Genomic DNA, 24,062 nt, shown 5'->3' on the forward strand with positions numbered 1-24,062 from the left:
CAGGATAGCCCCAGTTCGATTCCGCGGCGTCCGGTCGCAGGGATGGGAACCCTGTCGCCGTGAGTTGTTGTATCGCCGTCAATTAATCGGGGAATTATAGCGAGCTATCCAGATGAGCCGCGCCCGATACGTTTCCTTAATACATTGCCAATGAGGAGGCGCCGGCATGCAGATCGGGTGAAATGTTCATCGTGGCAGATATTTCACGAGGATTGGCAGGAATGTCAACGAACGGCGCTTACAATGCGGACCGCGTTCAACCATTCCGAGGATTCACGATGCGCTTTTCGATTCCGCTCGCCCTGCTGGCGGTCCTGTGCGCCGGCACCGTCCGCGCGGATGCCCTCGACGATGTGATTCAGCGCGAGATGCAGCGGCGCGGGGTGCCGGGCCTGGCCCTGGTAGTGGTCAAGGACGGCAGGATCGTGCGCGAGGCAGGCTATGGCCTGGCCAACGTGGAGCATGGCGTGCCGGTGACGCCGGATACCATGTTCCAGTCGGCTTCGGTGGGCAAGACCTTCACCGCGGCCCTGGTGCTGCTGCTCGAGAAGGACGGCAAGCTCAAGCTCGACGACCCGGTCTCGCGCTACCTGGACAACACCCCGCCCGCATGGGCCGGCATCACGCTGCGCCACCTGCTCACCCACACCTCCGGCCTGGGCGATCCCTATACGAAGATCGACTTGCGCAAGGACTACACGGACGAACAGCTGATCGCGCTGGAAGCGACGATGCCGTTGCTGTTCGCCCCCGGTGAGCGCTTCGCCTACAGCAACGCCGGCTACCACCTGCTCGGCTTCATCTGCAACCGGGTCGGCGGCAAATTCTTCGGCGAACAGCTCAAAGAGCGCATCTTCGCGCCGCTGGGCATGAAGGCGGACGTGATCAGCGAAGCCGACATCGTTCCCGGACGCGCCGCCGGCTACGAGCGCATCGATGGCAAGCTGCAGAACCAGCGCTGGGTAGCGCCCAGCCTGAACCGGACCGCCGACGGCACCATCCACCTGAGCGCGCGCGACCTGGCGCGCTGGGACATGGCGCTCGAGGGCGACACGGTCCTCGACGCCCGCATGAAACAGGCCAGCTGGACGCCGCCGCAGCTCAGGGACGGCAGCAAGGGGCCGTATGGCTACGGCTGGTACCTGGGCACCCAGGCCGGCCACCGCACGGTGCTGCACGGCGGCGCCTGGCAAGGGTTCAAATCCGTCATGACGCGCTACCCTGACGACCGCCTCACCGTGATCGTCCTGGCGAATTCGGCCGCCGCGCGCCAGGGCAAGATCGCCGACCTGGTGGCGGCCCACTACCTCCCCGCCCTGGCGCCGGTGCGGCCGCCGGCCATCGCCGACCGCGATCCGGCCAGTACGGCCCGCGCCCGCACGGCGGTCGGCCAGCTTCTTGCCGGCCAGGTGCCCGCAGGCCTGTCGGCGGACGAAGGCAGTCGCTTCACGCAGCGCTGGGTCACGCAGATCGCCAACGAGTTCCGCGACTTCGGTGCCCTGCGGTCGGTCGAACTGCTGGCCCGCGGCAGCGAGGCGGGCGGCAAGCAGGCGCGCTACCGTTTCCTGTTCGAGAACGAAACCCTGCTGGTGGCGCTGCACCAGGGTAGCGACGGCCTGATCGAGCGGCTGGGGATCTCGCTCGAATAAGCGTGGATCAGGCCTGGCGGTCGGTCGAGAAGCGGAAGCGCGACTCGGTCTGGTACACCTCGCCCGGGCGCAGGATCACGTTCGGGAACTGCGGCTGGTTGGGCGAATCCGGGAAGTGCTGCGGCTCCAGGCAGAAGCCGCTGCGGTGGGCATAGGTCTGCCCCTTGCCCGTCAGCGAAGCGTCGAGGAAGTTCCCGCTGTAGAACTGCACGCCCGGCTCTTCGGTGAACAGTTCCAGCACCCGGCCCGAGCGCGGCTCCAGCACGTGGGCGGCGCGCGTCATGGCCTTCCCCTGCGGCTTGTTGAGCGCGAAGCAGTGGTCATAGCCCTGGCCGTTGCGCAGCTGGACATCGTCCTCGCCGATGCGCGCGCCGATCGGGCGCGGCGTTCGGAAGTCGAAGGGCGTGCCCTCCACCGGCGCCAGCGCCCCGGTCGGGATCGATTCGGCGTCGATGGCGACGAAGGCATCGGCATCGATCGTCAACACGTGTCCGAGGATGTCGTTACCGCCGGCCAGGTTGAAGTAGCTGTGCTGGGTCAGGTTCACCGGCGTGGCCTGGTCGGTCACGGCATGGAAGCGCACCACCAGCTCGTTGTCGTCGGTGAGCGTGTAGATGACGGTCACCTCCAGATTGCCCGGGTAGCCCTGCTCGCCGTCGCGGCTGGCGTAAGACAGGAGCAGGCTGTCGCCTTCGACCGTGGCGCTCCACTTCACTTTGTCGAAGCCGGGCGCGCCGCCGTGCAGGTGGTTGTTGCCGTTGTTGACCGGCAGGCTGAATTCCCGGCCGTCGAGGGTGAACCTGCCCCTGGCGATGCGGTTGCCGTAGCGCCCGATCAGGGCGCCGAAATACGGACTGTCCCCTGCGTAGGGCGCGAGCGTGTCGAAGCCCAGCACGACGTCGGCCAGCCGGCCTTCGCGGTCCGGCGCATGCAGCTCGGTGATGATGCCGCCGAAGTCGATGATTCTGGCCACCATGCCGTTCGCATTGGTGAGGGTGAACTGGGTGATGATCTGGCCGTCCGGGCTGTGGCCGAAGGGCGCTTGCGTGATACCGGTGCGCACGTTGTCGTCGTCTCCGTAGTGGGTGAATGGGCCGATCCTAACATGCGTGCCGACGGCTCCGCGCAACGTAGTCCGCGCCGCAGCTTTGGCGCATCCGTTACCTATTTACAACACATGACTAAGTAGAACCACTTAGTTTGCGTTGGGTCGTGCGGCTTTTTGGCCACGCAGACATGCTTCTCGGAAACCGAATAAGCAAAGAGCTAAGGAATCGTGGCATAGTTTTGATTGCACTGGTAACTTAAGCTTTTTTGCAACTGTGCGTTTCTGTCTACTGACAACGAGAACGGCGTTCGGAAACCCCATTCAACCACCGGAGATCACCCCAATGAAAAAGAAGAGCTTGGCCATCGCCCTGTTATCCCTCCTGCCGCTGGCAGCCGCCCATGCGCAGACGAGCGTCCAGATCTACGGCATTGCCGACGCCTCGGTCGGCATCGAAGATACCGACGCCCCGGGCGAGGACAGCCGCACCGTGATCAGCTCGGGCACCCAGTCCACCAGCCGCATCGGCTTCCGTGGCACGGAAGACCTGGGCAACGGCCTGAAGGCGCTGTTTAACATCGAAGCCGGCGTCGCCCTCGACAGCGGTGCCCAGGATGCTGCCGGTACCTTCCAGCGCCGCGCCGTCGTCGGCCTGCAGGGCGCCTTCGGTACCATCACCATCGGCCGCGAATACGGCCCGATCGCCGCGGTCGCCCAGTCGGCCGACCCGCTCGGCCACGGCTTCTACGGTTCCACCCTCACCGGCTTCGGCACCAACCGCCTGACCCGCCGCCTGTCGAACTCGGTCAACTACAAGAGCGATCCGATCAGCGGCTTCACCGTGCTGGCCGCCTACAGCGCCGGCGAGCGCCAGACCGACAACCCGTCGGGCGACCTGGTCGGCGTCGCGGCCGAATACAAGAACGGCCCGCTGTACCTGGGCGCCGGCTACCAGCAGACCGAGGCCCTGGCCACCGGCGACAACAAGGAATACGCGCTGGGCGCCGGCTTCACCGTGGGCGCCTTCGACCTGCGCGCGGCCTACCTGGAAGCGGATCCGACCGGCGGCAACAACGAGTACAAGTACACCACCGTCGGTGGCGTGTACACCGTCGGCCCGAACAAGTTCTACGCTTCGGTGCACCAGCAGAAACTGGAAACCGGCGCCAAGGGCAACGGCTTCTCGCTGGCCTACAGCTATACCCTGTCCAAGCGCACCAACCTGTACAGCAGCTACGCACGCCTGCGCAACAACCGTCTCGGCGTGTTCGGCGTGGCTTCCGCTGGCGGCACCTTCGCCCCGCCGGCCACCGCGCTCGGCGCCGATCCGTCGGTGTTCAACGTGGGTGTGCGTCACTCGTTCTAAGAACGACGCCCCAAAGCAAAACGGCAAGCCCTCCGGGCTTGCCGTTTTTTTTTCGCGCCTGAATCGCGTCAGGCCGCGAGTGCCTTGAACGCAGGCTGCGGGGCGCGCACCGTTTCCGGCGCTGCCGCCTGGCCTGCATCGATGCGGAACACCGCCATCGCCGCATTCAGCTTGGCCGCCTGTTCCTTCATCGCTTCGGCCGCGGCCGCCGCTTCTTCTACCAGCGCGGCGTTCTGCTGCGTCACGTGGTCCATCTCCACCACGGCCTGGTTGATCTGCTCGATGCCGGCCGTCTGTTCCTGGCTGGCCGAGGTGATCTCGCCCATGATGTCGGTCACGCGGCGCACGCTGTCGACGATCTCCTGCATCGTGGCGCCGGCTTCGGCCACCAGCTTGCCGCCGCTCGCGACCTTTTCGGACGAGTCGTGGATCAGGCCCTTGATTTCCTTGGCCGCCGCCGCCGAACGCTGGGCCAGGTTGCGCACTTCGCTCGCCACCACGGCGAAGCCGCGGCCCTGTTCGCCCGCACGCGCCGCTTCCACGGCGGCGTTCAGCGCCAGGATGTTGGTCTGGAAGGCGATGCCGTCGATGACGCCGATGATGTCGCTGATCTTGCCGGACGACGCATCGATGTCGGACATGGTGCCGACCACCTGGCCGATCACGGCGCCGCCGCGCTGCGCCACCTGCGAGGCCGCTTCGGCCAGCACGTTGGCCTGGCGGGCGTTGTCGGCGTTCTGCTTGACGGTCGAGGTCAGCTCTTCCATCGAGGAGGCGGTTTCTTCCAGCGAGCCGGCCTGCTGCTCGGTACGTGCCGACAGGTCCTGGCTGCCGGCCGCCACTTCCGAGGCGGCCACGGTGATGGTGTCGGTGCCGCTGCGCACGGTGCTGACGGTGCGCGCCAGATTCTCATTCATGGTCTTGAGCGCCTGCAGCAGCTGGCCGGCTTCGTCGCGGGTCGTGACCTCGATGCGGCTGGTCAGGTCGCCCGCGGCAACGGTGTTCGCCACTTCCAGCGCGCGCTGCACCGGGACGGTGATCGAACGGGTGATCCACCATGCCACGGCGGCCGCCAGGGCCAGGGCCGCCGCGCCCAGTGCCCACATCAGGCGAACGGTGTTGTCGTAGGTGCGCTGCGCCTCCCCGGCCTTCTCCATGGCGATCGCCTTCTGCAGCGCGGCCTGCTCGCGCACCGCCTTTTTCAGGTTGACCAGCAGCGGACTCAGATCTTCGACCAGGTACTGGCGCGCTTCTTCGTGCAGTCCTGCGTTGACGAGACCGATCAGCTTTTCCTGGCCTTGCACGTAGCGGCCGACATGCTTCACCTTCTCCGCCAGCAGCTCGCGTGCTTTCGGATGGTGCAGGGTCTTGTCCATCTCGGCCAGGATGCGGTCGATCTCCTTGCGCGAGGCCATCACCTGCTCGACCTGCTTCTGGCGGTCGCCCCGCTCTTCGATGAGCATGACGCTGCGCAGCGCAATCGCGATAGTGTCGATTTCGCCGAGCAGGTGGCCCGTCGTTTCGATGCGCGGCATGCGGTTGTTAACGATCTCGTCGGTGCCCGCGTTGATCCGACCCAGCATCATATTGCTGGTGGCGATCATGCAGACGAGCATGAGGCAAATGCTGCCGAAGCCGAGGCCGAGGCGCTTGCCGATGTTCAGGTTAGCGAAGTTCATGGTGGTTTTCCTTATTTTGCCGGACGTCCCGCCGGCCCCAGGTCATGCGTTCATGCGGCTTTCTGCACGCCGTTGATCAGGCCGAGCTTTTCCGAGCTCATCAGCTGGTCGATGTCGAGCACGATCAGCATGCGCTCGCCCACGGTGCCCAGGCCGGTGATGTAGTCGCCGTCGGCGGTCGAGCCCATCTCGGGCGCCGGGCGCATCTGGTCATCGCTCAGGGTCACGACGTCCGAGACGCTGTCCACCACCATGCCGATCACATGGTTCTTGATGTTCAGGACGATGACGACGGTGAACTGGTCATAGACCGGCTCGCCGAGATTGAACAGGATGCGCATGTCGACGATCGGGACGATCGAGCCGCGCAGGTTCATGATGCCCTTGATGCAGGCCGGTGCGCTCGGCAGCAGGGTCGGCTCTTCGTAGCCGCGGATTTCCTGCACCTTCAGGATGCTGATTGCATACTCTTCCTTCGCCAGCCGGAAAGAGAGCACTTCCTTGTCTTGGGTCGTGTTCTGGGAGTCCATCTTCTTGCTTTCTGTTCAATTAGCCCGGCCATAATTTCCGGAGCGCAAGATACATTACGTCCATTCCAGTGCGAACTCGATAGAGGAATGGCAAAACTGGGGATTTTTTTTCCAAAACAGTGCGCCGTATGGCATGCATGCAACGCTACCGGGCCTGGCACGCTTTCTGCATTGCAGTGATGCATGACATCGCATTCGCCAGGGAGGCCCGCATGATCATCCGACGACTCGACGCCCGCGCCATGCGCGAAGTGCGCACGCAGTTGGCGACCCTGCTGCTCGACGCGGTGGCCGATGGCTTTTCGCTCGGTTTCCTGGCCGGACTCGACGATGAACAGCTCGACGCCTACTGGAGCGGCGTCGAACGGGATGTCGCTGCCGGCGGCCGGGTGCTGCTGGTGGCTGAACGCAATGGCCTGCTGGTCGGCGCCGTGCAGCTCGAGCTGTGCCAGAAGCCGAACGGCAGCAACCGCGCCGAGCTGCAGAAGATGCTGGTGCACTGCACGATGCGGCGGCGCGGCGTCGGCACCGCCCTGCTGCAGGCGGCCGAAGTCGAGGCGCTGGGCCTGCGCCGCGGCCTGCTGTTCCTCGATACCGAAGCCGGCTCCGGCGCCGAGCAGTTGTACGGCAAGGCGGGCTACACACGCGTCGGCGAACTGCCGGATTACGCCTGCAGCCCGAACGGCCACTGGCGTCCGACCGCGATCTGGTACAAGACGCTGTTCCCGCGCGCGCGCCGCTGACCCCGAACGCCATGCTGACCCTGACCGACCGCATCCACCACGCCACGCGCGTCCACGGCGTGCTCGCGCTGCCCTGGGAGCGGCGGGCGGGCGCGCGCCTGCAGGCGGTGATGGCTTCGGGCGAAGCCGTGGCGCTGAACATGTCTTGCGGAACTCCCCTGCAGCACGGCGACCTGCTGCGCGGCGAGGATGGCCGCGTGGTGCGCATCGTCGCCGCCCCCGAACCGACCTATGCCCTGCGCTGTCGGGATGCGCCGACCCTGGCGCGCTGCGCGCGCTACCTGGAGCAGTGCCGGATCCAGGCCCAGGTCTGCCAATGGGGACTGCGGATCCGCGCCGTACCCGCCCTGCGCCCGGTCATCCGTGGCCTGGGGGTGAGCGTCGACGACGAGCTGGCGCCCTTCGCACCCGATACCGCCCGCTGAGCGCGGCACACGCCCGAATCGCTGCGTTGTCGCAATGTCACGTAGAATCATGCCGTTCCCGTGACCACCACCCCAACGTGCCCGACAGCTCTTCCTCCATCGTCCGCAGGCCCCTGCGCGCCTACCTGTTCTGGCTGGTGCTGGCGACCCTGTTGCCGGGCGTCGTCGGCGCATCGATCCTGTTCGTCCACCAGTACCAGAAGGCGCGCGCCCAGTTCGAGAAGAACACCCTGCATACCGTGCGCGCGCTGGTGCAGAGTACCGACAACAGGCTGCGCCAGGCCCAGTCGATCGCCCAGACCCTGTCCACCATCGACGCCCTCGAGGCGGGCGACTTCGCACGTGTGCACCGCCAGGCGCGCGAGGCTTTGGCGCTCGCCGGCGGGCGCATGAACGTCGTGCTGCGCGACCGCAGCGGGCAGCAGCTCCTCAACACTTCGGCCGGCTACGGAACACCGCTGCCGCTCGACCCCTCGCCCCAGTTGGCGCGGGTGTTCGCCAGCGGCCAATCATCGGTATCGGACGTGTTCCAGGGCGCGCTACGCAGGCGTCCGACCACCAGCGTGGACGTGCCGGTGCGCGTGCGCGGCGAGATCCGCTATGTCCTGAGCATCGGCATGCGGCCGGAGGACTTCGACGGCCTGCTGAGCCCGAAGTCGGTGCCGGAGGGCGGAGTCGCCTCACTGTTCGACCGCAAGGGAATCATCTTCTACCGCAACATCAACCGCGACCAGTCGGTCGGCCAGCCGGTCAACCCGCTGCTGCGCGGCGCCGCCGCCAGCCGCCTGGAAGGCACCATCGATTCGCGCTCGCGCGAGGGCGTGCCGCTGCTGACCTCCTTCGCACGCTCCTCCTTCAGCGGCTGGGGCGTCGCGATCGGCATCCCGCGTGCGACCCTGCTGACGGAACTGATGGGACAGCTCGCCCTCATGGCGGGCGTCGCCGCGCTGCTGTTCGCGATCGGCCTGTGCCTGGCATGGCTGATCGGCGGGCGCCTGGCGCGCTCGGTGCAGGCACTGTCCGGCCAGGCGCAGGCGCTCGGCAAAGGAGAAACCCCGCCGCCGTTCACCGAGGTGCACGTGCGCGAGGCGGCCGACGTGGCGGCGGCCATCGGCGACGCCGCCGCCCTGCTGGCGGAACGTGCACGCCAGCTGGCGGCCAAGGAGTCGGCGCTGCGCGAAACCCACATGCTGGCGCGCTTCGGCACCTGGCACTGGAACCTGGACAGCGAGGAGATCGAGGTCTCCGATTCGGTGCCGCACATCTTCGGGCGCACCTTGCCACCCTTTGCGCAACAGCGCGGCAGCGTGCTGCTCGAGGAGTCTTGGCAGCAGGTGCAGCGCCTGAGCTCGGAACTGGTGCGCGAAGGCGGCAGCGGCAAGCTGCAGCTGCAGGCGCTCCACGTCGAAGGCCACCGCATCTGGCTCGACTACCGCTGCGAGAGCGTGCACGGAGCGGACGGTCGGGTGGTGGCGCTGCGCGGCACGATGCAGGACATCAGCGAACGCGTGCGCGCCGAGGAAGCCCTGCGCCAGGCCGACCAGCGCAAGAACGAATTCCTCGCGATGCTGGCGCATGAGCTGCGCAATCCGCTGGCCCCGATCTCCTCCGGCGCCCAACTGCTCGGCCAGGAGGGACTCGACCCGGCGCGTATCAGGCAGGTCAGCGCCATCATCACGCGCCAGGTGCGCCACATGGCCGGGCTGGTGGATGACCTGCTCGACGTCTCGCGGGTCACGCGCGGCCTGGTGGTCCTGAGCAAGGAGCGCACCGACATCAACGGCGTCGTGCTGGAGGCCATCGAACAGGTGCAGGCGCTGGTGCGCGACAAGGGACACCAGCTGGAAGTCGCCGTGTTGCCGCAGCCCTGCTTCGTGCTGGGCGACCGCAAGCGCCTGGTGCAGGTGGTGGGCAACCTGCTGCACAACGCGGCCAAGTTCACCGGGCGCGGCGGCCGGATCGAGGTTTCCGTGAGCGCCGCCGGTGAAGCGGTACTGGTGGAGGTGCGCGACAACGGCATCGGCATGCTGGCGGACGAACTGGAACGCGCCTTCGACATGTTCGTGCAGGGAGAACGTACGCCGGACCGCTCGCTCGGCGGCCTTGGCATCGGCCTGGCGCTGGTGCGCAGCCTGGTCGAGCTGCACGGCGGCAGCGTGCACGTGGCCAGCGGCGGCCAGGGCAAGGGAACCACCTTCACGGTGCGCCTGCCGCGCTGCGTCGAACGCGGCACGAACGCCAGTGATTCAGGCGGCAAGGCCGCGGCGGGCGGGCACCTGAAGGTGCTGGTGGTGGACGACAATGTCGACGCAGCCCGGATGCTGGCCATGGTGGTGGCTGCGCAGGGCCACGAGGTGCGGGTGGAGCACGATTCGCACGAGGCGCTGGCGCTGGCGGCCGCTTTTGCCCCGGACCTCTGCCTGCTCGACATCGGGCTGCCGGAGATGGACGGCTACGAACTGGCGCGCCGCCTGCGCCGCCACCCCGCCAGCGCCGGCGCGACCCTGGTCGCGGTGACCGGCTACGGTCAGGAACAGGACCGGCGCAACAGCGCCGCCGCCGGCTTCGACCATCACCTGGTCAAGCCGGTGGACATGGCGAGCCTGGACAAGATCGTGGCCGGCGCGGCCGGCGACCGGGTCAGCGCCTGATTCAGCGTTTAATGCTTCCGAAGGGCTCGCCCTTCTTCCAGGCCGGCATGGCGGGCGCGTTGGCCACCGCGTAGCCCAGGTTCAGCGTGAACTGGGCCTGCTGCACCATGCCCGACAGGTCCCAGTCCGCGCGGTACTCGTCGGTCACCTGGTGGTAGTCCTTCTTGAAGCCCACCATCTTTTCGCTCGACGCCGAATGGTCGTGGGCGAACTCGAAATGGCCGTCGCCCGAGAACACGGCCGAACCCACGTTAAAGGCCGGCACTCCCGCCTTGGCGAAGTTGAAATGGTCGGCGCGGAAGTAGGCGCCCGACAGGTCGGGAATGGTGGGCGCGAGCTTCAGGCCCATGCCCTTCGCCACCTGGGCGGCGGTGTCGTACAGGGTGCTGCGCTCGGCGCCCGGCACGCCGATGTCCTTCGTACGGCCCACGAAATTCAGGCTGTCGAGATTCAGGTCGGCGGCGGTCTGCGCCAGCGGCACCACGGGATTCTTCACGTAGGCGGCGCTGCCCAGCAGGCCCTGCTCCTCGGCCGCCGGCCACAGGAAGACCTGGGTGCGGCGCGCCGGCTTCCTGACGGCTTCGGCCGCCATTGCCAGCAGCGCGGCGGTGCCGGAGGCGTTGTCGATGGCGCCGTTGTAGATGCGGTCGGCCTTCCCCGGCTGCGCGACCTCGTCGATGCCCATGTGGTCCCAGTGCGAGGAGTACACCACCGCCTGCGACTTCAGCTTCGGGTCGGTGCCCGGCACGATGCCGACCACGTTGACCTGCTCGACGGTGCGGATGGCCGACTTCAGCTCGACCTTGGCCGCGATCTTCAGGTCCACCGGGCGGAAGTCGCGCCGCTCGGCCTGGGCGCGCAAGGCGTCGAGGTCGAAGCCGCCGGCCGCGAACAGGGCGCGCGCGGTGTCCTCGTGCAGCCAGCCTTCGATCGGATTGCCGGGGCCGGCCAGGTGGAAGCGCTCGTGCGAAAAGCCGTTGGCCGGCACGCTCCACGGGTAGGAGGACGAAGGCAGCGTGTGGATCAGCAGCGCGCCGGCCGCGCCCTTGCGCACCGCTTCCTCGAACTTGTACAGCCAGCGCCCGTACCAGGTGTAGGCCTTGCCGGCGAAGCGCTTCGGTTCCTGCGCGGTAGGCTGGGGATCGTTGACCATCATGACCAGGATCTTGCCCTTCACGTCAACGCCCTTGTAGTCGTCCCATTGCTCGTCGGGCGCGACCACGCCGTAGCCGACGAACAGCAGCGGCGCATCGAAGGCAAGCTGGGTGCGCCCGCTGGCGGTGCCGAACACGATGTCCTTGCCGATCTCCGGGTTGAAGTGCTTGCCGCCGGCCTGGAAGCTGACCGCGCTGCCCGGCAGCAGTTTCGTTCCTTCGATCTCGACCTTCTGGCGGTAGCCGCCGTCCTTGTTCGCGGGATAGGCTGGCTTCAGTCCGATGATCGCGGCCTGGGTTTCGAGATAGCGCACCGCGAGATCGCCGCCGCGCTGGCCGGTGCCGCGGCCTTCGAGCAGGTCGTCGGCGAGGAAGGCCAGGTGGCCGCGCAGGACGGGTTCGGACACGGTGGGCGCCTGCTGGGCGAAGACGCTTGCTGGCAGGGTGAAGGCGACGGCGAGGGCAAGGCGTGAAAGGCGCATCGGGATATCCATTGGGCTTGGCAAAGCGCCATCTTAACCCGGCGTACATATGCTGTGCGCTTCCCGTTGCGGCGCGGTCGCCGGCGCGCCTATACTTGCTGTTCACTTCACCGGGAACGCCATGACCATCACACGCCGCACCGCCGTCGCCGCACTGGCCGCCCTGCCCCTGGCCGCCCAGGCCGCCCCAGACAGGAAAGAACCCACGCCCATGTACGGACTGATCGGAAAAATGCGCGCCCAGCCGGGCCAGCGCGACGCCCTCATCGCCATCCTGCTGGAGGGCACGGCGGCGATGCCGGGCTGCCTGAGCTACGGCATCGCCAAGGACAAGCTGGATGCCGACGCGCTCTGGATCACGGAAACCTGGGTCGACCAGGCCAGCCACAAGGCCTCGCTGTCGCTGCCGTCCGTGCAGGCGGCGATCGCCAAGGGCCGGCCGCTGATCGCCGGCTTCGGCGAGCGCTTCGAGACCGAACCGGTGGGCGGGCACGGGATGATGTCGAAGCGCTCGGCCTAGTTTCAGGCTGCGGTAGGCGCGCCTGCGAAGGGCCGCGCATCGGTCGGCAGGTCGATCACGAAGACCGTGCCGTCTTCGACGGAGCTGGACATCAGCACGCTGCCGCCGTGCGCCTCGGCCACGCGCCGCACGTAAGGCAGGCCCAGGCCCCAGCCCTCGCCCAGGCTGTCGCCGAGGCCCTGGCTGCCGGCGCGGCGGTAGAGCTGGAAGATGCTCTCGCTGTCTTCCGGCGCGATCGGCGGACCCTGGTTATGCACCATCACCTGCACCCGCTCGACCGTGGTCGACACGCTCAGCCGGATCGCCGGTTCGCGCGCGCCATACTTGATCGCGTTGTTGACCAGGTTTTCGATCGCACGCCTGAGCGCCTCGAGGCACCACCAGCCCTCCACCGGATCGGCCTCGATCGCCAGCTCGACGGGATGGAAGACTTCGGCCGACTGGGCGATGTCGCGCACCAGGGCCGCCAGGTCGACCCGGTCGATCCGCAGCTTCACCGGCCCGGTCTTGCAGAAGGCGATGCGGTCGAGCAGCTCGCGCGTCATGCCGTCGATGCGCTGGGTGCTGGCCACGATCTTCTCGGCGAAGCGGCGCGCGTTCGGATCGTTGGAGGTGTGGTTGATCATTTCGGCCGCCATCTGGGCGGTGGACAAGGGCGTGCGCAGGTCGTGCGCCATCGTGGCGACGTACTGCTCGCGCAAGGCCGCCTGCACCACGGTGAAGGCATTCGCGCTTTCGCGGATGGTCGCGTCCACGTGGGCATACACGGTGGCGCGCTGGGCTTCTTCGAGCGTGACGCCATGGCGTTCCAGTTCGCGCAGCAGCACGTCGCGGAAGATCTGCAGTTCGTGGATGACGGCGGTGGCATCGTAGAGCGTCATGCGGGCGCGCTCGCCGCCATGCTCGCTGGCAACGGCGCCGAGGTCGGTAAGGACGCGCGCCGAATAGCCGGGCGTCAGCAGCGCGGCCAGGGTGTCGAAGTAGGCCGGCACCGTGTTTTCGAGGATGGGCACCGGGAGTTCCCTGGCCTGCGGCACGGTGCTGCGCACCTCGTTCATCCAGGTCTCCACGATCGGCCCGCGCAGGGCCACTATCGCCCGCGTGACGGGCGACAGCCCTGGATCATCCGGGGACAGGTGTCCGGTCAGGTTTGCGCTCATGCTCGGCCCAGTGCTTCAGAAACTGCGGTCGCGTTGTCAGATAAGAACGTGACCCCAGTCTACATGACCGTCATTACGGGCGGCGCGTGAATGCTGCCTTAGCGCGCCTTCTTGAGGTACTGCATGTACTTGGCGACACCGTTGGCCACGTCGGTGAAGGGCTCGGTGTAGCCGGCGGCGCGCAGTGCCGTGACGTCGGCCTGGGTGAAGCTCTGGTATTTGCCCTTCAGCTTGTCCGGGAAAGGCAGGTATTCCAGCAGGCCCTGCTCGACGATCTGCTCGAGGGTGAGCGGCGCCTTGCCCTCGTTGGCCAGCGCATTGACCGTGGCCACCGCCAGGTCGTTGAAGGGCTGGGCGCGGCCGGTGCCGAGGTTGAAGATGCCGCGCTTGTCCGGGTGATCGAGGAAGAACAGGTTCACCTTCACTACGTCTTCGACGTAGATGAAGTCGCGCATCTGGGTGCCGGCCTCGTAGCCCTCGTTGGCGCCGAACAGCTTGACCTTGCCCTCTTTCTGGAACTGGTGGAACTGGTGGAAGGGGACCGAGGCCATCGTGCCCTTGTGCCCTTCCAGCGGGCCGTACACGTTGAAGTAGCGCAGGCCGACCACCTGGCTGCCTTCGCGGATGCCATGGTGCAGCCAATGGCGGCGCATGTACTGGTCGAACAGGAATTTCGAATAGCCGTAGACGTTCAGCGGGCGCTCGTGCCGGCGCTCTTCCTTGAACACGCTGCCGCCGCCGTACACCGCGGCCGACGAGGCATAGATGAAGGGAATACGCTCGCGCCGGCAGTGTTCGAACAGCGCGATGGTGTATTCGTAGTTATTCTTCATCATGTAGCGGCCGTCGGTCTCCATGGTATTGGAGCAGGCGCCCTGGTGCAGCACCGCCGAGAACTTGCCGTCGAACTCGCCCGCCTTCAGGCGCACCAGGAAGTCTTCCTTGTCGGCGAAATCCGCCACTTCGGCATCGACGATGTTGTGGAACTTCTCGGGCCGCGCCATGTTATCGACCGCGAACACGCTGAAGGGCTTGCGCTGCGACAGCGCGTGGACCAGGTTGGCTCCGATGAAGCCTGCTGCGCCGGTGACCAGTATCATCTCGTACCTCTTTCTTCGTTCAGGCTGCGGCCAACATGGGCTGCAGCGGTTGCCAGACGTCGTTTGGCAGGATTTGTTTCATGCAGTTCTGGTGGCCCAGCGGGCATTCGCGCTGCTGGCAGGGCGAGCACTCGATATGGAGCCACAGCACCTTGGCCAGCTGTGATAACGGCGGCGTGTGGCGCGGGTCGGTCGGTCCGTAGATCGCCACCACCGGCCGGCCCAGCGCGGCGCCGATGTGCATCAGGCCGGAATCGTTGGTCACCACCACGGCCGCGCGCGAGATCAGCGCGATCGCCTCGCTCAGCGAGGTGGAGCCGGCGAGATTGTGCGCCTCCGGCACGATGGCCGTGATCTCGTCGCAGACGGCGCGGTCCTTCGGTGAACCGAGCAGCAGGATCTGCGCATCCGGCCGATTGGTGCGGATGGTCTGCGCCAGCTCGGCGAAGTAGGAGGCCGGCCAGCGCTTGGCGGGGCCGAACTCGGCGCCGGGCGCGAAGGCCACATAGGTCCCGGCCGGCAGCTGCAGGCGGGCGATGGCGGCATCGGCCTGGCTCGGCTCGACCGACATTGACGGCTCCGGCAGCCGGTCCGGACGCGGCAGGTGGCGCACCGGTTCGTCCGCCAGTGCGGCATAGAACTGCGCCATCGGGCGCGGCGCGGCCTTGTCGTCGTTGTGCATCACGTTGACCAGGCCATAGCGCATCTCGCCCTTGTATCCGACCCGGCGCTTGATGCCGGCCAGCCAGGGGATCAGGGCGAATTTCAGCGTGTTCGGCAGCACGTAGGCGTCGGCATAGCCGCGCGCCTTCAGCATCTGGGCGAATTCCTTGCGCTCTTTCCACTGCAGCGCGCCATGCTTGAAGGGAGACTCGATCACGGTGTCCACCTCGCGCATCGCGCGCCAGACCGGGGCGACCCAGGTCGGCGCCAGCACGTCGATCGGTCGCTCCGGATGCTGTTCCTTCAGGCGGCGCAGCAGCGGCTGCGCCATGACGGCGTCGCCGATCCAGTTGGGGGAGATGACAAGCGTGCTCAACATGGGGGTTTTTGTCTTCCTGCAATGTGATCTGCGATTATAACAATCGGAGCCGCCAGCCGGCGGGGCTAGCTTCCAGGCGGTGGCTCAGCCCGATGCGCTCCAGGAAGACCTCGTCGTGCGACACCACCACCAGCGCACCGGCGTACTGCCCCAGCATCGCCTCCAGCGCCGCGAGCGAGGCCAGGTCGAGGTGGTTGCCCGGCTCGTCCAGCAGGAGCAGGCGCGCCGGCGGATCGGCGTACAGGGCGCAGGCCAGCGCGGCCTTCAGGCGCTCGCCGCCGCTCAGCCGGCAGCTGGGCTGCCCCACCTGGCAGGCATCCAGGCCAAGCTGGGCAAGATAAGTACGCAGGCGGTCCTGTGCCGTGCTGCGGTTCAGTTCCAGGAGTTGATCGATGGTGCTGCGGTGGGGGTCGAGCGTGCCCAGGCGCTGGTCGAGCCAGGCGCAAGCCGGGTCGCGTGTGACGCGGCCGGCGAGCGGCGCCAGTTCACCGGCGATCACCTTCAGCAGCGTCGACTTGCCGCTGCCGTTCGGCCCCGTGATGCCGATGCGTTGGCGGCCGCCGACGGCCAGGCTGATGCGGCGCAAGGCCGGCACGGTGAAGGGCAGTTCCACCTCGTCCAGCTCGGCGACGCGGCGCTGCGCGGCGCCGTCGACGACAGTGGCGTGCAGGCGCACGCTGCTGTCTTCGACCAGCGTCTGCGCCGCTTCGCGCACGCGCGCACGTTGCTGGCGGCGGGCCTCTTCGTGCTGCAGCATGAGGCGGCCGGCGCTGTTTTCGCTGCGCTCCTTCTGCCGTCCCAGCAGGATCTTCGCCTGGTTGGCAGCCCTGCCATCGCGCGCGCCCTGCGCCTGGCGGCGCTGCTGGCGCTCGCGCTGTTCGCGCATGGCGCGTTCCTCGCGCTGCATGCTCTGGCGCGCGTGCTCGAATTCACGCAGGGCGCTTTCCTGTTCGGCGGCGCGCGCTTCGGCATAGAAGTCATAGTTGCCGCCGTAACTGCGCAGGCCCTGCGGCGACAGCTCGACGATGCGCTCCATCTGCGCCAGCAGTGCGCGGTCGTGGCTGACGACGATGAGTCCCCGCTTCCATCCGCGCAGCTGCCCCGCCAGCGCATTGCGGCTGGCGCCGTCGAGGTGATTGGTGGGTTCGTCGAGGATCAGGAAATCGGCATCGGAGAGCATGGCGCCCAGCAGCGCCACCCGCATCGCTTCGCCGCCGCTCAGCCTGTGGGCGGGCGCGGCGGCATCGAGGTGGCCCAGGCCGGCCTGGTCGAATGCGTGCCGCAAGCGGGCCGGCAGGTCCCAGCCTTCGCCGACCAGCTCGAAGTCCGCTTCGGCGATGCTGCCGGCATCGATGCGCGCCAGGGCGTCGAGCACGTCCTGCACGCCGGCCAGTTGGGCGACCGTGCCGCTCGTGACCAGGTCGACCTGCTGCGACAGGTAGTGCGCGCTGCCGCTGCGGATGCATTGGCCGTTCGATGGCGCAAGCTCGCCGGCCAGCAGCCGCGCCAGCACGCTCTTGCCGACGCCATTGCGGCCGACCAGGCCCGTGTGGCGTGTGTCGAACTGTTCGGTGAGGCCGGACAGCAGGGTCCTGCCGTCGGGAAGAATGAACGATGCGCTGTCGAGCGCCAGGTATGGGTGCGTCATGAGACCTCCAAGGATGCCGGGACTCCCCTGCTGCTTGCGGGAAGGTGGGAGTACTGGCCGTCAAGCAGACGGCGGCATCAATGGCGCATTGGACGAACCCTCGCAAAAATGAATGTGGCGGAATGATAGCAAAGTTTTGCTACAGGAACTTCCGCCCTTACTCCGCAGCGCACCAAGCTGGCTACGACAGGCTGGTGCCGGACTCCGGCATCGGAATCCCGTGCAGCGCGTTGCGCCAGCTGTTGCCGATATTCCCGCATACGAGGCGGCAGAAGGATGCCGCCTGCTGCTGCAACAGGCCATGGTGGTTCGTCTGCAGGAACTTCCCGAGCACTTCGTACAAGTCCCACATCACCTCGTCGGTATCGTGGTCGCCGAGCTTCATCGGGATCAGCGTGTCCGGATCGCGCATGGCCGCACGCAGGGCCTCGATCATCTCCGGCACCGGCATCCGGCGCCAGGTCGCCGCCAGCCGCGGCACATGATGGAAGATGTGGCGGAAGTAGATGCGGTTGTGCGAATAGGCTTCCCAATAGGCCCTGCCACGCTCGGTCTCGCCGAGGAAGGCTTCGAAGCGGCCGAGCAGGGTTTCAGAAGCCGGGCGCACCCGGTCGCTGGCCGTGAGGACGCTCACGCCCAGGGCGCCCGTGATGCGGTCGATGGGCGTGGCGACGCCGATCCGGCTCACGCCCGGCGCCTTGCCCCACAGGAGGCCGACCACCAGGTTATGGTCTTCATGTTCCCGGTGGACGATCGCGGAACCCGAATCGCCATGGTCGACGAATTCACCATCCCTGCCGTCGATGAACAGCATGTCCTGGAACAGCTCGAGGTTGGCGGCCAGGCCGCTGTAGTGGATCGCGACGACGCTGCCGTGGGTCAGGCCGGTGGACGCGCCGCGCTTGGCGACCGGGAACGGCAGTGCATCCTTGCCGATGTCGCGGGTGCCGGCGATGGCGCCGATCTCGCGGATATAGGCCAGGCCGGCGTCGTCGTAATAGTCGAGGCTCGCGATGGCGGCATCCATCTGCGAGCATTCCTGCACCGTGACCGTCGCGCCGATCTCGTCGCACTTGGCCTTGGCTGGCTGGTAGACGGTGCTGCCGATCTCGCCCAGCACGTGGGCGGCGGACAGCGCGTAACAGCTGCCGTCGGGCTTCCTGACGATGCAGCCGAGGGTGCCGAAGGAATAGCCGGCGCTGAGCTTGGTACCGCCGACGAGCGGGCGGTACTTGCTGCTGTCCTCGTACATGGCGCGCCGTTCGGACTTGGCTTCGCAGCGGATGATGGGCGCATGCTCGATCACGTCGGTCGGGAAGCCGTCGACGTCGAGCGGGATCCGTTCGTCGGGAGGGATCGAGGACGGCGCTCGTTTTCGGGTGAGATGGACGCAGATCGCCAACTGGCCGGTTGGCTGGCCCCTGACGCGCTTTACGCCGATGCTGGTGCCGTGCACACCAGGAATCGTCATCACAGTGGCGTGGAAGTACTCCTTCGCCTGCTTCATCTGCTCGAATGCTGCCTCGTCCATCGTTGCTCTCCCCCTATAGAAAGTAACGCTGAGTAAATGGCTTTTTGCCAAGAAAGTAGCAATTTAGCACTTACTTCTGGTCGAGTCACCGTATATTTACGCGAATGGCATATGGGGGTGGTGAAGTTCCGACAACTGGTGCATGGGGCGGGCGTAAAACAATTAGGCGCCAGGGCCTGGCTGGGTATGCGGGGGGTGAAACGGGACGGAGTACTGCCGGTCCCGCGGTGTCGCAGGGGGCGCCGGCAAGTCGGAGACGCGGCAGATGCACACCGATGACTGCGGTGCGCGTCTTTGGATAAGGATTACAGGTAGCGCGAACCCTTGACTAGGTGGGACTCGCCGGACAGTTCGATGGAGCGACGCAGCGTGGCCAGGAGACGACGGGCAACCAGGCGGAAAGCGATCGAGAAGTCGGGATTGGTTGGGATGGCGATGGCGGCGTTCATGTGATGTCCTTGAATTGGGAAGCGTTGAGCAATGGAGACAGCTTAGGACATTACGAGACATTAATCCAATCGCTATTTCTGATCTCAGCGATAAAAAAAATGAATATCTTAACAGCCGCTTCGTGCTGACGTACTACGCGGTTATTCGTGTTTTGTATGACGGAAATTGATGATCATCGTAGACGTAATGGCTTCTGCCCATTTCTTGGCAGTTCGGGCGCGATTCGCCCATATCACGGCCGCATTGCATTGGCTCCCTACTCTGAAGCGCGACATGCGACCATGATTAGAGACAAACAAGTCTCGATCCAGACCGTCTAATGAGTTTTGGGTATAAATCAGCGTTGCCGGCATTGCTACAACTCCTGCAAGGCGTGCGCCACCCGTTCTGCTCTCTTGCACTGTTGAAAAGACGCTTTCGCTACGCTGTGTACACTTCATTGCAACAGTGCTGACGTAATCGGCGTTTCATCGTTCAATGCACGACGTATCACTGGATCCTGATGCCGGAGCGCGCCCACGGCCCGCTTCGCCGATGAAGCGTGCTCACACATCGACTCCACCGCAACTGAGCTTTGCTCCACCAGAAGGACTGTCTGCCGGGTCGTCTGCTCGATCTCCTGGATCGTCTCTATCATCTGTTCGATACCATCGCGCTGCTCCTGGCTGGCGCCAGCGATGGCGGTCATAATTTGCGCTACCTGCCCAACCGAGTCAACGATGTCATTCATTGCGTGGCCAGCCTCATCGACCAAGCGCCCTCCGGCACTCACCTGCGATGTGGAATCGTTGATCAATTGCCTGACTTCCTTTGCGGCCTGAGAGCTTCGCTGAGCCAAGTTGCGTACCTCGGATGCGACCACGGCAAAACCGCGTCCCTGTTCACCTGCGCGTGCCGCCTCGACCGCGGCGTTCAATGCCAGGATGTTTGTCTGGAAAGCGATGCCATCGATGACGCTGATGATGTCTTCGATCTTGCGTGAACTGGCCTGGATCGAGTTCATCGTTTGCACGACATTGGCAACTACTTCACCGCCTTTGATGGCCATGCTCGATGCCGAAGAAACCAGTTCGTTTGCCTGGCCTGTATGCTCAACATTGCGCTTGACGGTTATCGCCAGTGTTTCGATCGAGTTGGATGCTTGTTCCAAACGTGCTGCCTGCGTCGTCGCTTTGACCGACAGGTCCTCGCTACTGCACGCGATCGCGCTCGAGGTTTGCGCAATCAGGTGCATGCCCTCGGCAACCTTATCCGCGCTTTCATGCATCGTTCTCAAGGTCTCTTGCAGGAGATCGGCCCCATGCCTGACTGTGGTGGTTTCCCGTTGCAGACGAACTGCCACATAGCCTAGGACGGCGGCCTCAATGACGACGTACACCGCATGCAGCAACACCATGCCGATCCCCGGGCGCGTGAAGCACATCGCAGGATAGCCCCACTCCTGCAGGTAGTTGAATGAAAGGTGGTGTACCGCCGCAGTTGCAGCCGCGGCAATAATGACGCGCCAGTCCTGGTAACAAACCAGGAAGGCAAGCAGGACAAAGATACCGAAATGCAGTTCAGTCATCCCATGCATTTGGTGGATGTGGAGCGCGCAGAACAGCATCAGAGCCACGGCAACCGCCAGTCGCGTGATCAGCTTGTCCGGAACGCTGACTATCAGAATTGTAGGAAACAATGCGAGTGGCGTACCGACCGCAAGTGCTAACAGAAGAGTTTCATGAACAAATGAGAGTCCTACCGCCGTTGCCAGCAACAGCCATAACACGACGAGAAACAATTTGTTGGCGCCATGAACGTGCGAATCGTCACGAGAAGACGAGGAGACTGCAGCCTGTTTCATATGTTCGGAGGTCAAAGTCCGCCGGCGTCAGGACAACGCAGGTCGGATTCCTGTAGGAATTCTCCTACTTATCCTACATTGAAGCACTCGCAAAGATTCTCTCGAAATTTCACTCTGGAGTCTGTAGATGAGCGTCGTTCATCAGTGGCCTCGCACTCCTTGCTTTAATCAAGAAAATTTATCGGATTTATTTCATGCGCCCCTGATAGGAAGCTGGATATGCGAAATCAATCAGTTCCGTTAATCCAAACTTGTCTTGAATCTGGAGCACTGTTAGTTATCTGCAACGTGCAGCTTTAGTGCCATAGCCCGTGCAATGAATAAAGATGTATCGATGAAGATGCATTTGAGCGTTTACGCTCAAGAAACAAAAAACCCGCGTTCTCGCAGCATGGTAGGGGTCAGGTCTGACAATTAGACACGACCTCTACATGGTAGGGGTCAGGTCTGACAATTAGACACGACCTCTACGGCATAAGCACACCATCGCCGCCATACCTACATGAGTGTCGGGCCTGACCCTGCCTCGTAGGTCGCTGACCCTGCGTCCGGATTGGAGTTAAGGCAGAGGTCGTGTCTGAATGTCAGACCTGACCCTGCGTCGTGACCCTGCGTCGGACGTGACCCTGCGTCGGACGGTGGCCATGGGTTTCTGCCCTGTTCGCGGCCGCTCAAGCAGGGGATTCGCCCACGTACCGCGGGCCGCCCTTGCGCGAAGTACGCGCAAGGCTTCGAATCCCCCACGCAGAGCCCGCAGGGGCTCTGCGTGGGGGATTCGAACCCCCGGTAGGCTATGAACCAACCAACGGTATATAGATATATTGTTGCTAATCAGTGAGTTACAATGCTTTTCAAGCGCTATTAAAGTTCGTGAACTGACGATATCGACTCCCTTAATAATTTAGCGCGGGCCTGTCCTATAGCGCATCTTTCGATACACAAAAAATTCTTATGCTCCTTCCAGAACCGATCCAGATTGCCGCGTCTGCTTGTTTGCACGAGCTCTTTCCAAAATGGATGTCACAAGCGCTTATTGACCAGCGGCGCACTGTAAGGCCACAGGGCAATGGAAGTGCGACGATTCATATCGAACCTTATCGCGGAGTTGGCACTACGGGGAAATTCTACGGAATAGTAAATCAATGTTGCCATATAGCGCAGCTTGAAGAGGCGATCGGTAAATATTCACCTGTGCTCCTAAACTATATGGCGACACCAGGAAGCTCAAGAAAAATGGAGGTCGAGAACCTCGTTATTGGATGGCTGAAATTTATGGAAGCCAACCAATCAACGAAAGATATATCGACACTGATCGCTGAGGCACTAAGTAATTTCTCCGAAATCTTAGATAAGGATTGCCTTACCTGCAGAATGGTCACTGCATTATCTGGGATATCTTTACCGGATGAGATAACCGAAATTCAGCTAGACGATAATTTGGTTCTGAGAAAACTTACCGTTGGAGAGCTTACTGAGTTAGGCAGCCATGATATATACAGCACCTCGGCTAATGACCCGTTAAGGTATGGTGTTACATCATGCATTGAAAAGCTTGTCGATCTTCCTCTGAAATTTTCTAGCGATTCAACTCCTCTGCCGTATGAAGCCAATAATATGCATGAGGAAGTTATTCATCTAATGCTCGCCCTACATGTCCTAAAACCTGGACGTGCGAACGCATTTCTAACTTCAACATTCACGGACAACAGTGCAATCGATCTTGGCGGAACAACAACTAGCGCCCCCATCCAATTACATCCGCATGCATCTTTTGAAATTAACCTGCCTGATATAGAAGAGCTCTTGTCAATTTACAAGTCGTTAAAAGAATGCAAACGAAGTGAAGTAATAATTGCGGCAGGGAGATTGTTAGATTCGGAACATCGACTATCGCCAGTTGATGCGTTGCTCGATAGCATCATAGGACTGGAAGTTATATTAAACCCTAGCGATATAGGAGAATTGTCGTTCAGAGTAGCACTGAACTATGCGTATCTCGATTCACCCTCATCACGCCGTAAAAGATACGAATCTTTGAAAAGCGTCCAGGTGACACGTAATAAAGTTGTCCATGGGGGTCTAAACATGAGCTCGACGAACTCGAATTTGATTGTGGAACATGCAGAGATAGGAAAAAGTTGTCTTCGGGACGCGCTTAAGCGCTTCCTAGTTGATCCAATGCTCAAAGATGGGCCTAAGCTCTCCGCCGCTTTTTGGCTAGATCGAATTCTTCCTCCGGATGAAACTCATGGGTAATTGCAATTTGAGGCATACGTAAAAGGTTATCCACGGCGCCGCTCGCCGCCCCATGAGCAGGGCAAGAGCGAGCGGCGCGGTGGGTAACCTAGCCACTTGCGCAGACAAGGGTTGTTGAAAGCCCCTTCCCAGTCTATTCTGTCAACTTCAAGGAGCGAAGATGGCACGACGAGACAAATACCCTACCCCACCCGCCGAAAGCGTACATCCACCAGAGCGTGCGGAGAGCATGGTAGGGGTCAGGTCTGACAATTAGACACGACCTCTACATGGTAGGGGTCAGGTCTGACAATTAGACACGACCTCTACGGCATAAGCACACCATCGCCGCCATACCTACATGAGTGTCGGCCTGACCCTGCCTCGTAGTTCGCTGACCCTGCGTCCGGATTGGAGTTAAGGCAGAGGTCGTGTCTGAATGTCAGACCTGACCCTGCGTCGTGACCCTGCGTCGGACGTGACCCTGCGTCGGACGGTGGCCATGGGTTTCTGCCCTGTTCGCGGCCGCTCAAGCAGGGGATTCGCCCACGTACCGCGGGCCGCCCTTGCGCGAAGTACGCGCAAGGCTTCGAATCCCCCACGCAGAGCCCGCAGGGGCTCTGCTTCTCTCCGCCAGGCAACAAAAAAAGGCCACCCGGTGGGTGGCCTTTCTTTTGTTTCCTGGCGGAGAGAGGGGGATTCGAACCCCCGGTAGGCTATGAACCTACACACGCTTTCCAGGCGTGCGACTTAAACCACTCATCCATCTCTCCTGATGGGTCTCGTGTATCCACGAAGCCGCCTAT

The 24,062-nt window shown here is 63.9% G+C and carries 18 protein-coding genes and 1 tRNA gene; 7 read left to right on the forward strand and 12 right to left on the reverse strand.

The annotated features are described in order from the left end of the window. The first annotated feature begins 278 nt into the window (after window positions 1-278). Window positions 279-1,649 carry a serine hydrolase domain-containing protein gene (locus ACSQ25_RS18600; RefSeq protein WP_436107150.1) on the forward strand — a complete coding sequence of 457 codons (1,371 nt, stop codon included), beginning with the start codon at window positions 279-281 and terminating at the stop codon, window positions 1,647-1,649. 7 nt (window positions 1,650-1,656) lie between these two features. Here ACSQ25_RS18600 and ACSQ25_RS18605 read toward each other — a convergent pair whose 3' ends face one another. Continuing rightward, window positions 1,657-2,712, reverse strand: a complete 1,056-nt coding sequence (locus ACSQ25_RS18605) for an aldose epimerase family protein (RefSeq protein WP_436107151.1) — start codon at window positions 2,710-2,712, stop codon at window positions 1,657-1,659. Window positions 2,713-3,040: 328 nt separating this feature from the next. Between ACSQ25_RS18605 and ACSQ25_RS18610 the strand changes: the two genes are divergently transcribed. After that, window positions 3,041-4,063 carry a porin gene (locus tag ACSQ25_RS18610; RefSeq protein ID WP_436107152.1) on the forward strand — a complete coding sequence of 341 codons (1,023 nt, stop codon included), beginning with the start codon at window positions 3,041-3,043 and terminating at the stop codon, window positions 4,061-4,063. Between the two features lie 68 nt (window positions 4,064-4,131). Here the strand turns inward: ACSQ25_RS18610 and ACSQ25_RS18615 are convergent, their stop codons facing one another. Both ACSQ25_RS18615 and ACSQ25_RS18620 read right to left on the reverse strand, forming a co-directional pair. Beyond that, on the reverse strand, window positions 4,132-5,742 hold the full coding sequence (locus ACSQ25_RS18615; protein WP_436107153.1) for a methyl-accepting chemotaxis protein: 1,611 nt from the start codon (window positions 5,740-5,742) through the stop codon (window positions 4,132-4,134). 50 nt (window positions 5,743-5,792) lie between these two features. Further along, entirely contained in the window at window positions 5,793-6,272 is a 480-nt protein-coding gene (locus ACSQ25_RS18620) for a chemotaxis protein CheW (RefSeq protein WP_436107154.1), read from the reverse strand. A 212-nt stretch (window positions 6,273-6,484) separates the two neighbouring features. Between ACSQ25_RS18620 and ACSQ25_RS18625 the strand changes: the two genes are divergently transcribed. The 3 genes from ACSQ25_RS18625 (at window position 6,485) to ACSQ25_RS18635 (ending at window position 10,091) form a co-directional block, all read left to right on the forward strand. Next, window positions 6,485-7,015 carry an N-acetyltransferase family protein gene (locus ACSQ25_RS18625; protein WP_436107155.1) on the forward strand — a complete coding sequence of 177 codons (531 nt, stop codon included), beginning with the start codon at window positions 6,485-6,487 and terminating at the stop codon, window positions 7,013-7,015. 11 nt (window positions 7,016-7,026) lie between these two features. Further along, entirely contained in the window at window positions 7,027-7,440 is a 414-nt protein-coding gene (locus ACSQ25_RS18630; protein WP_436107156.1) for an urease accessory protein UreE, read from the forward strand. 77 nt (window positions 7,441-7,517) lie between these two features. Then, a complete protein-coding gene (locus ACSQ25_RS18635) occupies window positions 7,518-10,091 on the forward strand; it encodes an ATP-binding protein (protein WP_436107157.1) in 2,574 nt (857 codons plus the stop codon). Between the two features lies 1 nt (window position 10,092). Here the strand turns inward: ACSQ25_RS18635 and ACSQ25_RS18640 are convergent, their stop codons facing one another. After that, window positions 10,093-11,727, reverse strand: coding sequence for a M28 family peptidase (locus ACSQ25_RS18640; RefSeq protein WP_436107158.1), 1,635 nt, complete (start codon window positions 11,725-11,727; stop codon window positions 10,093-10,095). 121 nt (window positions 11,728-11,848) lie between these two features. Between ACSQ25_RS18640 and ACSQ25_RS18645 the strand changes: the two genes are divergently transcribed. Then, window positions 11,849-12,247, forward strand: a complete 399-nt coding sequence (locus tag ACSQ25_RS18645) for a putative quinol monooxygenase (protein ID WP_436107159.1) — start codon at window positions 11,849-11,851, stop codon at window positions 12,245-12,247. A 2-nt stretch (window positions 12,248-12,249) separates the two neighbouring features. On the opposite strand, the gene ACSQ25_RS18650 is transcribed toward ACSQ25_RS18645, so the two are convergent. The 7 genes from ACSQ25_RS18650 to ACSQ25_RS18680 all read right to left on the reverse strand — a co-directional run bounded on the left by ACSQ25_RS18650 (window position 12,250) and on the right by ACSQ25_RS18680 (window position 21,021). Further along, window positions 12,250-13,407 carry a sensor histidine kinase gene (locus tag ACSQ25_RS18650; protein ID WP_436107160.1) on the reverse strand — a complete coding sequence of 386 codons (1,158 nt, stop codon included), beginning with the start codon at window positions 13,405-13,407 and terminating at the stop codon, window positions 12,250-12,252. A gap of 98 nt (window positions 13,408-13,505) precedes the next feature. Beyond that, window positions 13,506-14,507 (reverse strand): ADP-glyceromanno-heptose 6-epimerase, encoded by a 1,002-nt coding sequence (gene rfaD / locus ACSQ25_RS18655; protein ID WP_436107161.1) that lies wholly within the window; start codon window positions 14,505-14,507, stop codon window positions 13,506-13,508. A 19-nt stretch (window positions 14,508-14,526) separates the two neighbouring features. Continuing rightward, window positions 14,527-15,549 (reverse strand): lipopolysaccharide heptosyltransferase II, encoded by a 1,023-nt coding sequence (gene waaF / locus ACSQ25_RS18660; RefSeq protein WP_436107162.1) that lies wholly within the window; start codon window positions 15,547-15,549, stop codon window positions 14,527-14,529. 34 nt (window positions 15,550-15,583) lie between these two features. Beyond that, complete coding sequence (locus ACSQ25_RS18665) at window positions 15,584-17,197, reverse strand: ABC-F family ATP-binding cassette domain-containing protein (RefSeq protein WP_436107163.1); 1,614 nt, start codon at window positions 17,195-17,197, stop codon at window positions 15,584-15,586. Between the two features lie 181 nt (window positions 17,198-17,378). Continuing rightward, entirely contained in the window at window positions 17,379-18,728 is a 1,350-nt protein-coding gene (locus ACSQ25_RS18670; protein WP_436107164.1) for a hypothetical protein, read from the reverse strand. A gap of 305 nt (window positions 18,729-19,033) precedes the next feature. After that, window positions 19,034-19,177, reverse strand: a complete 144-nt coding sequence (locus ACSQ25_RS18675) for a hypothetical protein (RefSeq protein WP_436107165.1) — start codon at window positions 19,175-19,177, stop codon at window positions 19,034-19,036. Window positions 19,178-19,614: 437 nt separating this feature from the next. After that, a complete protein-coding gene (locus ACSQ25_RS18680; RefSeq protein ID WP_436107166.1) occupies window positions 19,615-21,021 on the reverse strand; it encodes a methyl-accepting chemotaxis protein in 1,407 nt (468 codons plus the stop codon). Window positions 21,022-21,972: 951 nt separating this feature from the next. Here ACSQ25_RS18680 and ACSQ25_RS18685 point away from each other — a divergent pair. Continuing rightward, window positions 21,973-23,277 (forward strand): hypothetical protein, encoded by a 1,305-nt coding sequence (locus ACSQ25_RS18685; protein ID WP_436107167.1) that lies wholly within the window; start codon window positions 21,973-21,975, stop codon window positions 23,275-23,277. 661 nt (window positions 23,278-23,938) lie between these two features. On the opposite strand, the gene ACSQ25_RS18690 is transcribed toward ACSQ25_RS18685, so the two are convergent. Next, window positions 23,939-24,029 (reverse strand) — tRNA-Ser (locus tag ACSQ25_RS18690). Window positions 24,030-24,062: the final 33 nt, after the last annotated feature.

Source organism: Massilia sp. LjRoot122, from assembly GCF_964252725.1.
Lineage (GTDB): Bacteria > Pseudomonadota > Gammaproteobacteria > Burkholderiales > Burkholderiaceae_D > Telluria.

Coding starts and splice junctions, on each gene's coding strand:
- ACSQ25_RS18650 (WP_436107160.1), bottom strand. CDS start 13,407: ATGAGCGCAAACCTGACCGGACACCTGTCCCCGGATGATCCAGGGCTG.
- ACSQ25_RS18645 (WP_436107159.1), top strand. CDS start 11,849: ATGACCATCACACGCCGCACCGCCGTCGCCGCACTGGCCGCCCTGCCC.
- ACSQ25_RS18685 (WP_436107167.1), top strand. CDS start 21,973: ATGCTCCTTCCAGAACCGATCCAGATTGCCGCGTCTGCTTGTTTGCAC.
- ACSQ25_RS18620 (WP_436107154.1), bottom strand. CDS start 6,272: ATGGACTCCCAGAACACGACCCAAGACAAGGAAGTGCTCTCTTTCCGG.
- ACSQ25_RS18680 (WP_436107166.1), bottom strand. CDS start 21,021: ATGAAACAGGCTGCAGTCTCCTCGTCTTCTCGTGACGATTCGCACGTT.
- ACSQ25_RS18630 (WP_436107156.1), top strand. CDS start 7,027: ATGCTGACCCTGACCGACCGCATCCACCACGCCACGCGCGTCCACGGC.
- waaF (WP_436107162.1), bottom strand. CDS start 15,549: ATGTTGAGCACGCTTGTCATCTCCCCCAACTGGATCGGCGACGCCGTC.
- ACSQ25_RS18600 (WP_436107150.1), top strand. CDS start 279: ATGCGCTTTTCGATTCCGCTCGCCCTGCTGGCGGTCCTGTGCGCCGGC.
- ACSQ25_RS18670 (WP_436107164.1), bottom strand. CDS start 18,728: ATGGACGAGGCAGCATTCGAGCAGATGAAGCAGGCGAAGGAGTACTTC.
- ACSQ25_RS18675 (WP_436107165.1), bottom strand. CDS start 19,177: ATGAACGCCGCCATCGCCATCCCAACCAATCCCGACTTCTCGATCGCT.
- ACSQ25_RS18625 (WP_436107155.1), top strand. CDS start 6,485: ATGATCATCCGACGACTCGACGCCCGCGCCATGCGCGAAGTGCGCACG.
- ACSQ25_RS18610 (WP_436107152.1), top strand. CDS start 3,041: ATGAAAAAGAAGAGCTTGGCCATCGCCCTGTTATCCCTCCTGCCGCTG.
- ACSQ25_RS18665 (WP_436107163.1), bottom strand. CDS start 17,197: ATGACGCACCCATACCTGGCGCTCGACAGCGCATCGTTCATTCTTCCC.
- ACSQ25_RS18640 (WP_436107158.1), bottom strand. CDS start 11,727: ATGCGCCTTTCACGCCTTGCCCTCGCCGTCGCCTTCACCCTGCCAGCA.
- rfaD (WP_436107161.1), bottom strand. CDS start 14,507: ATGATACTGGTCACCGGCGCAGCAGGCTTCATCGGAGCCAACCTGGTC.
- ACSQ25_RS18615 (WP_436107153.1), bottom strand. CDS start 5,742: ATGAACTTCGCTAACCTGAACATCGGCAAGCGCCTCGGCCTCGGCTTC.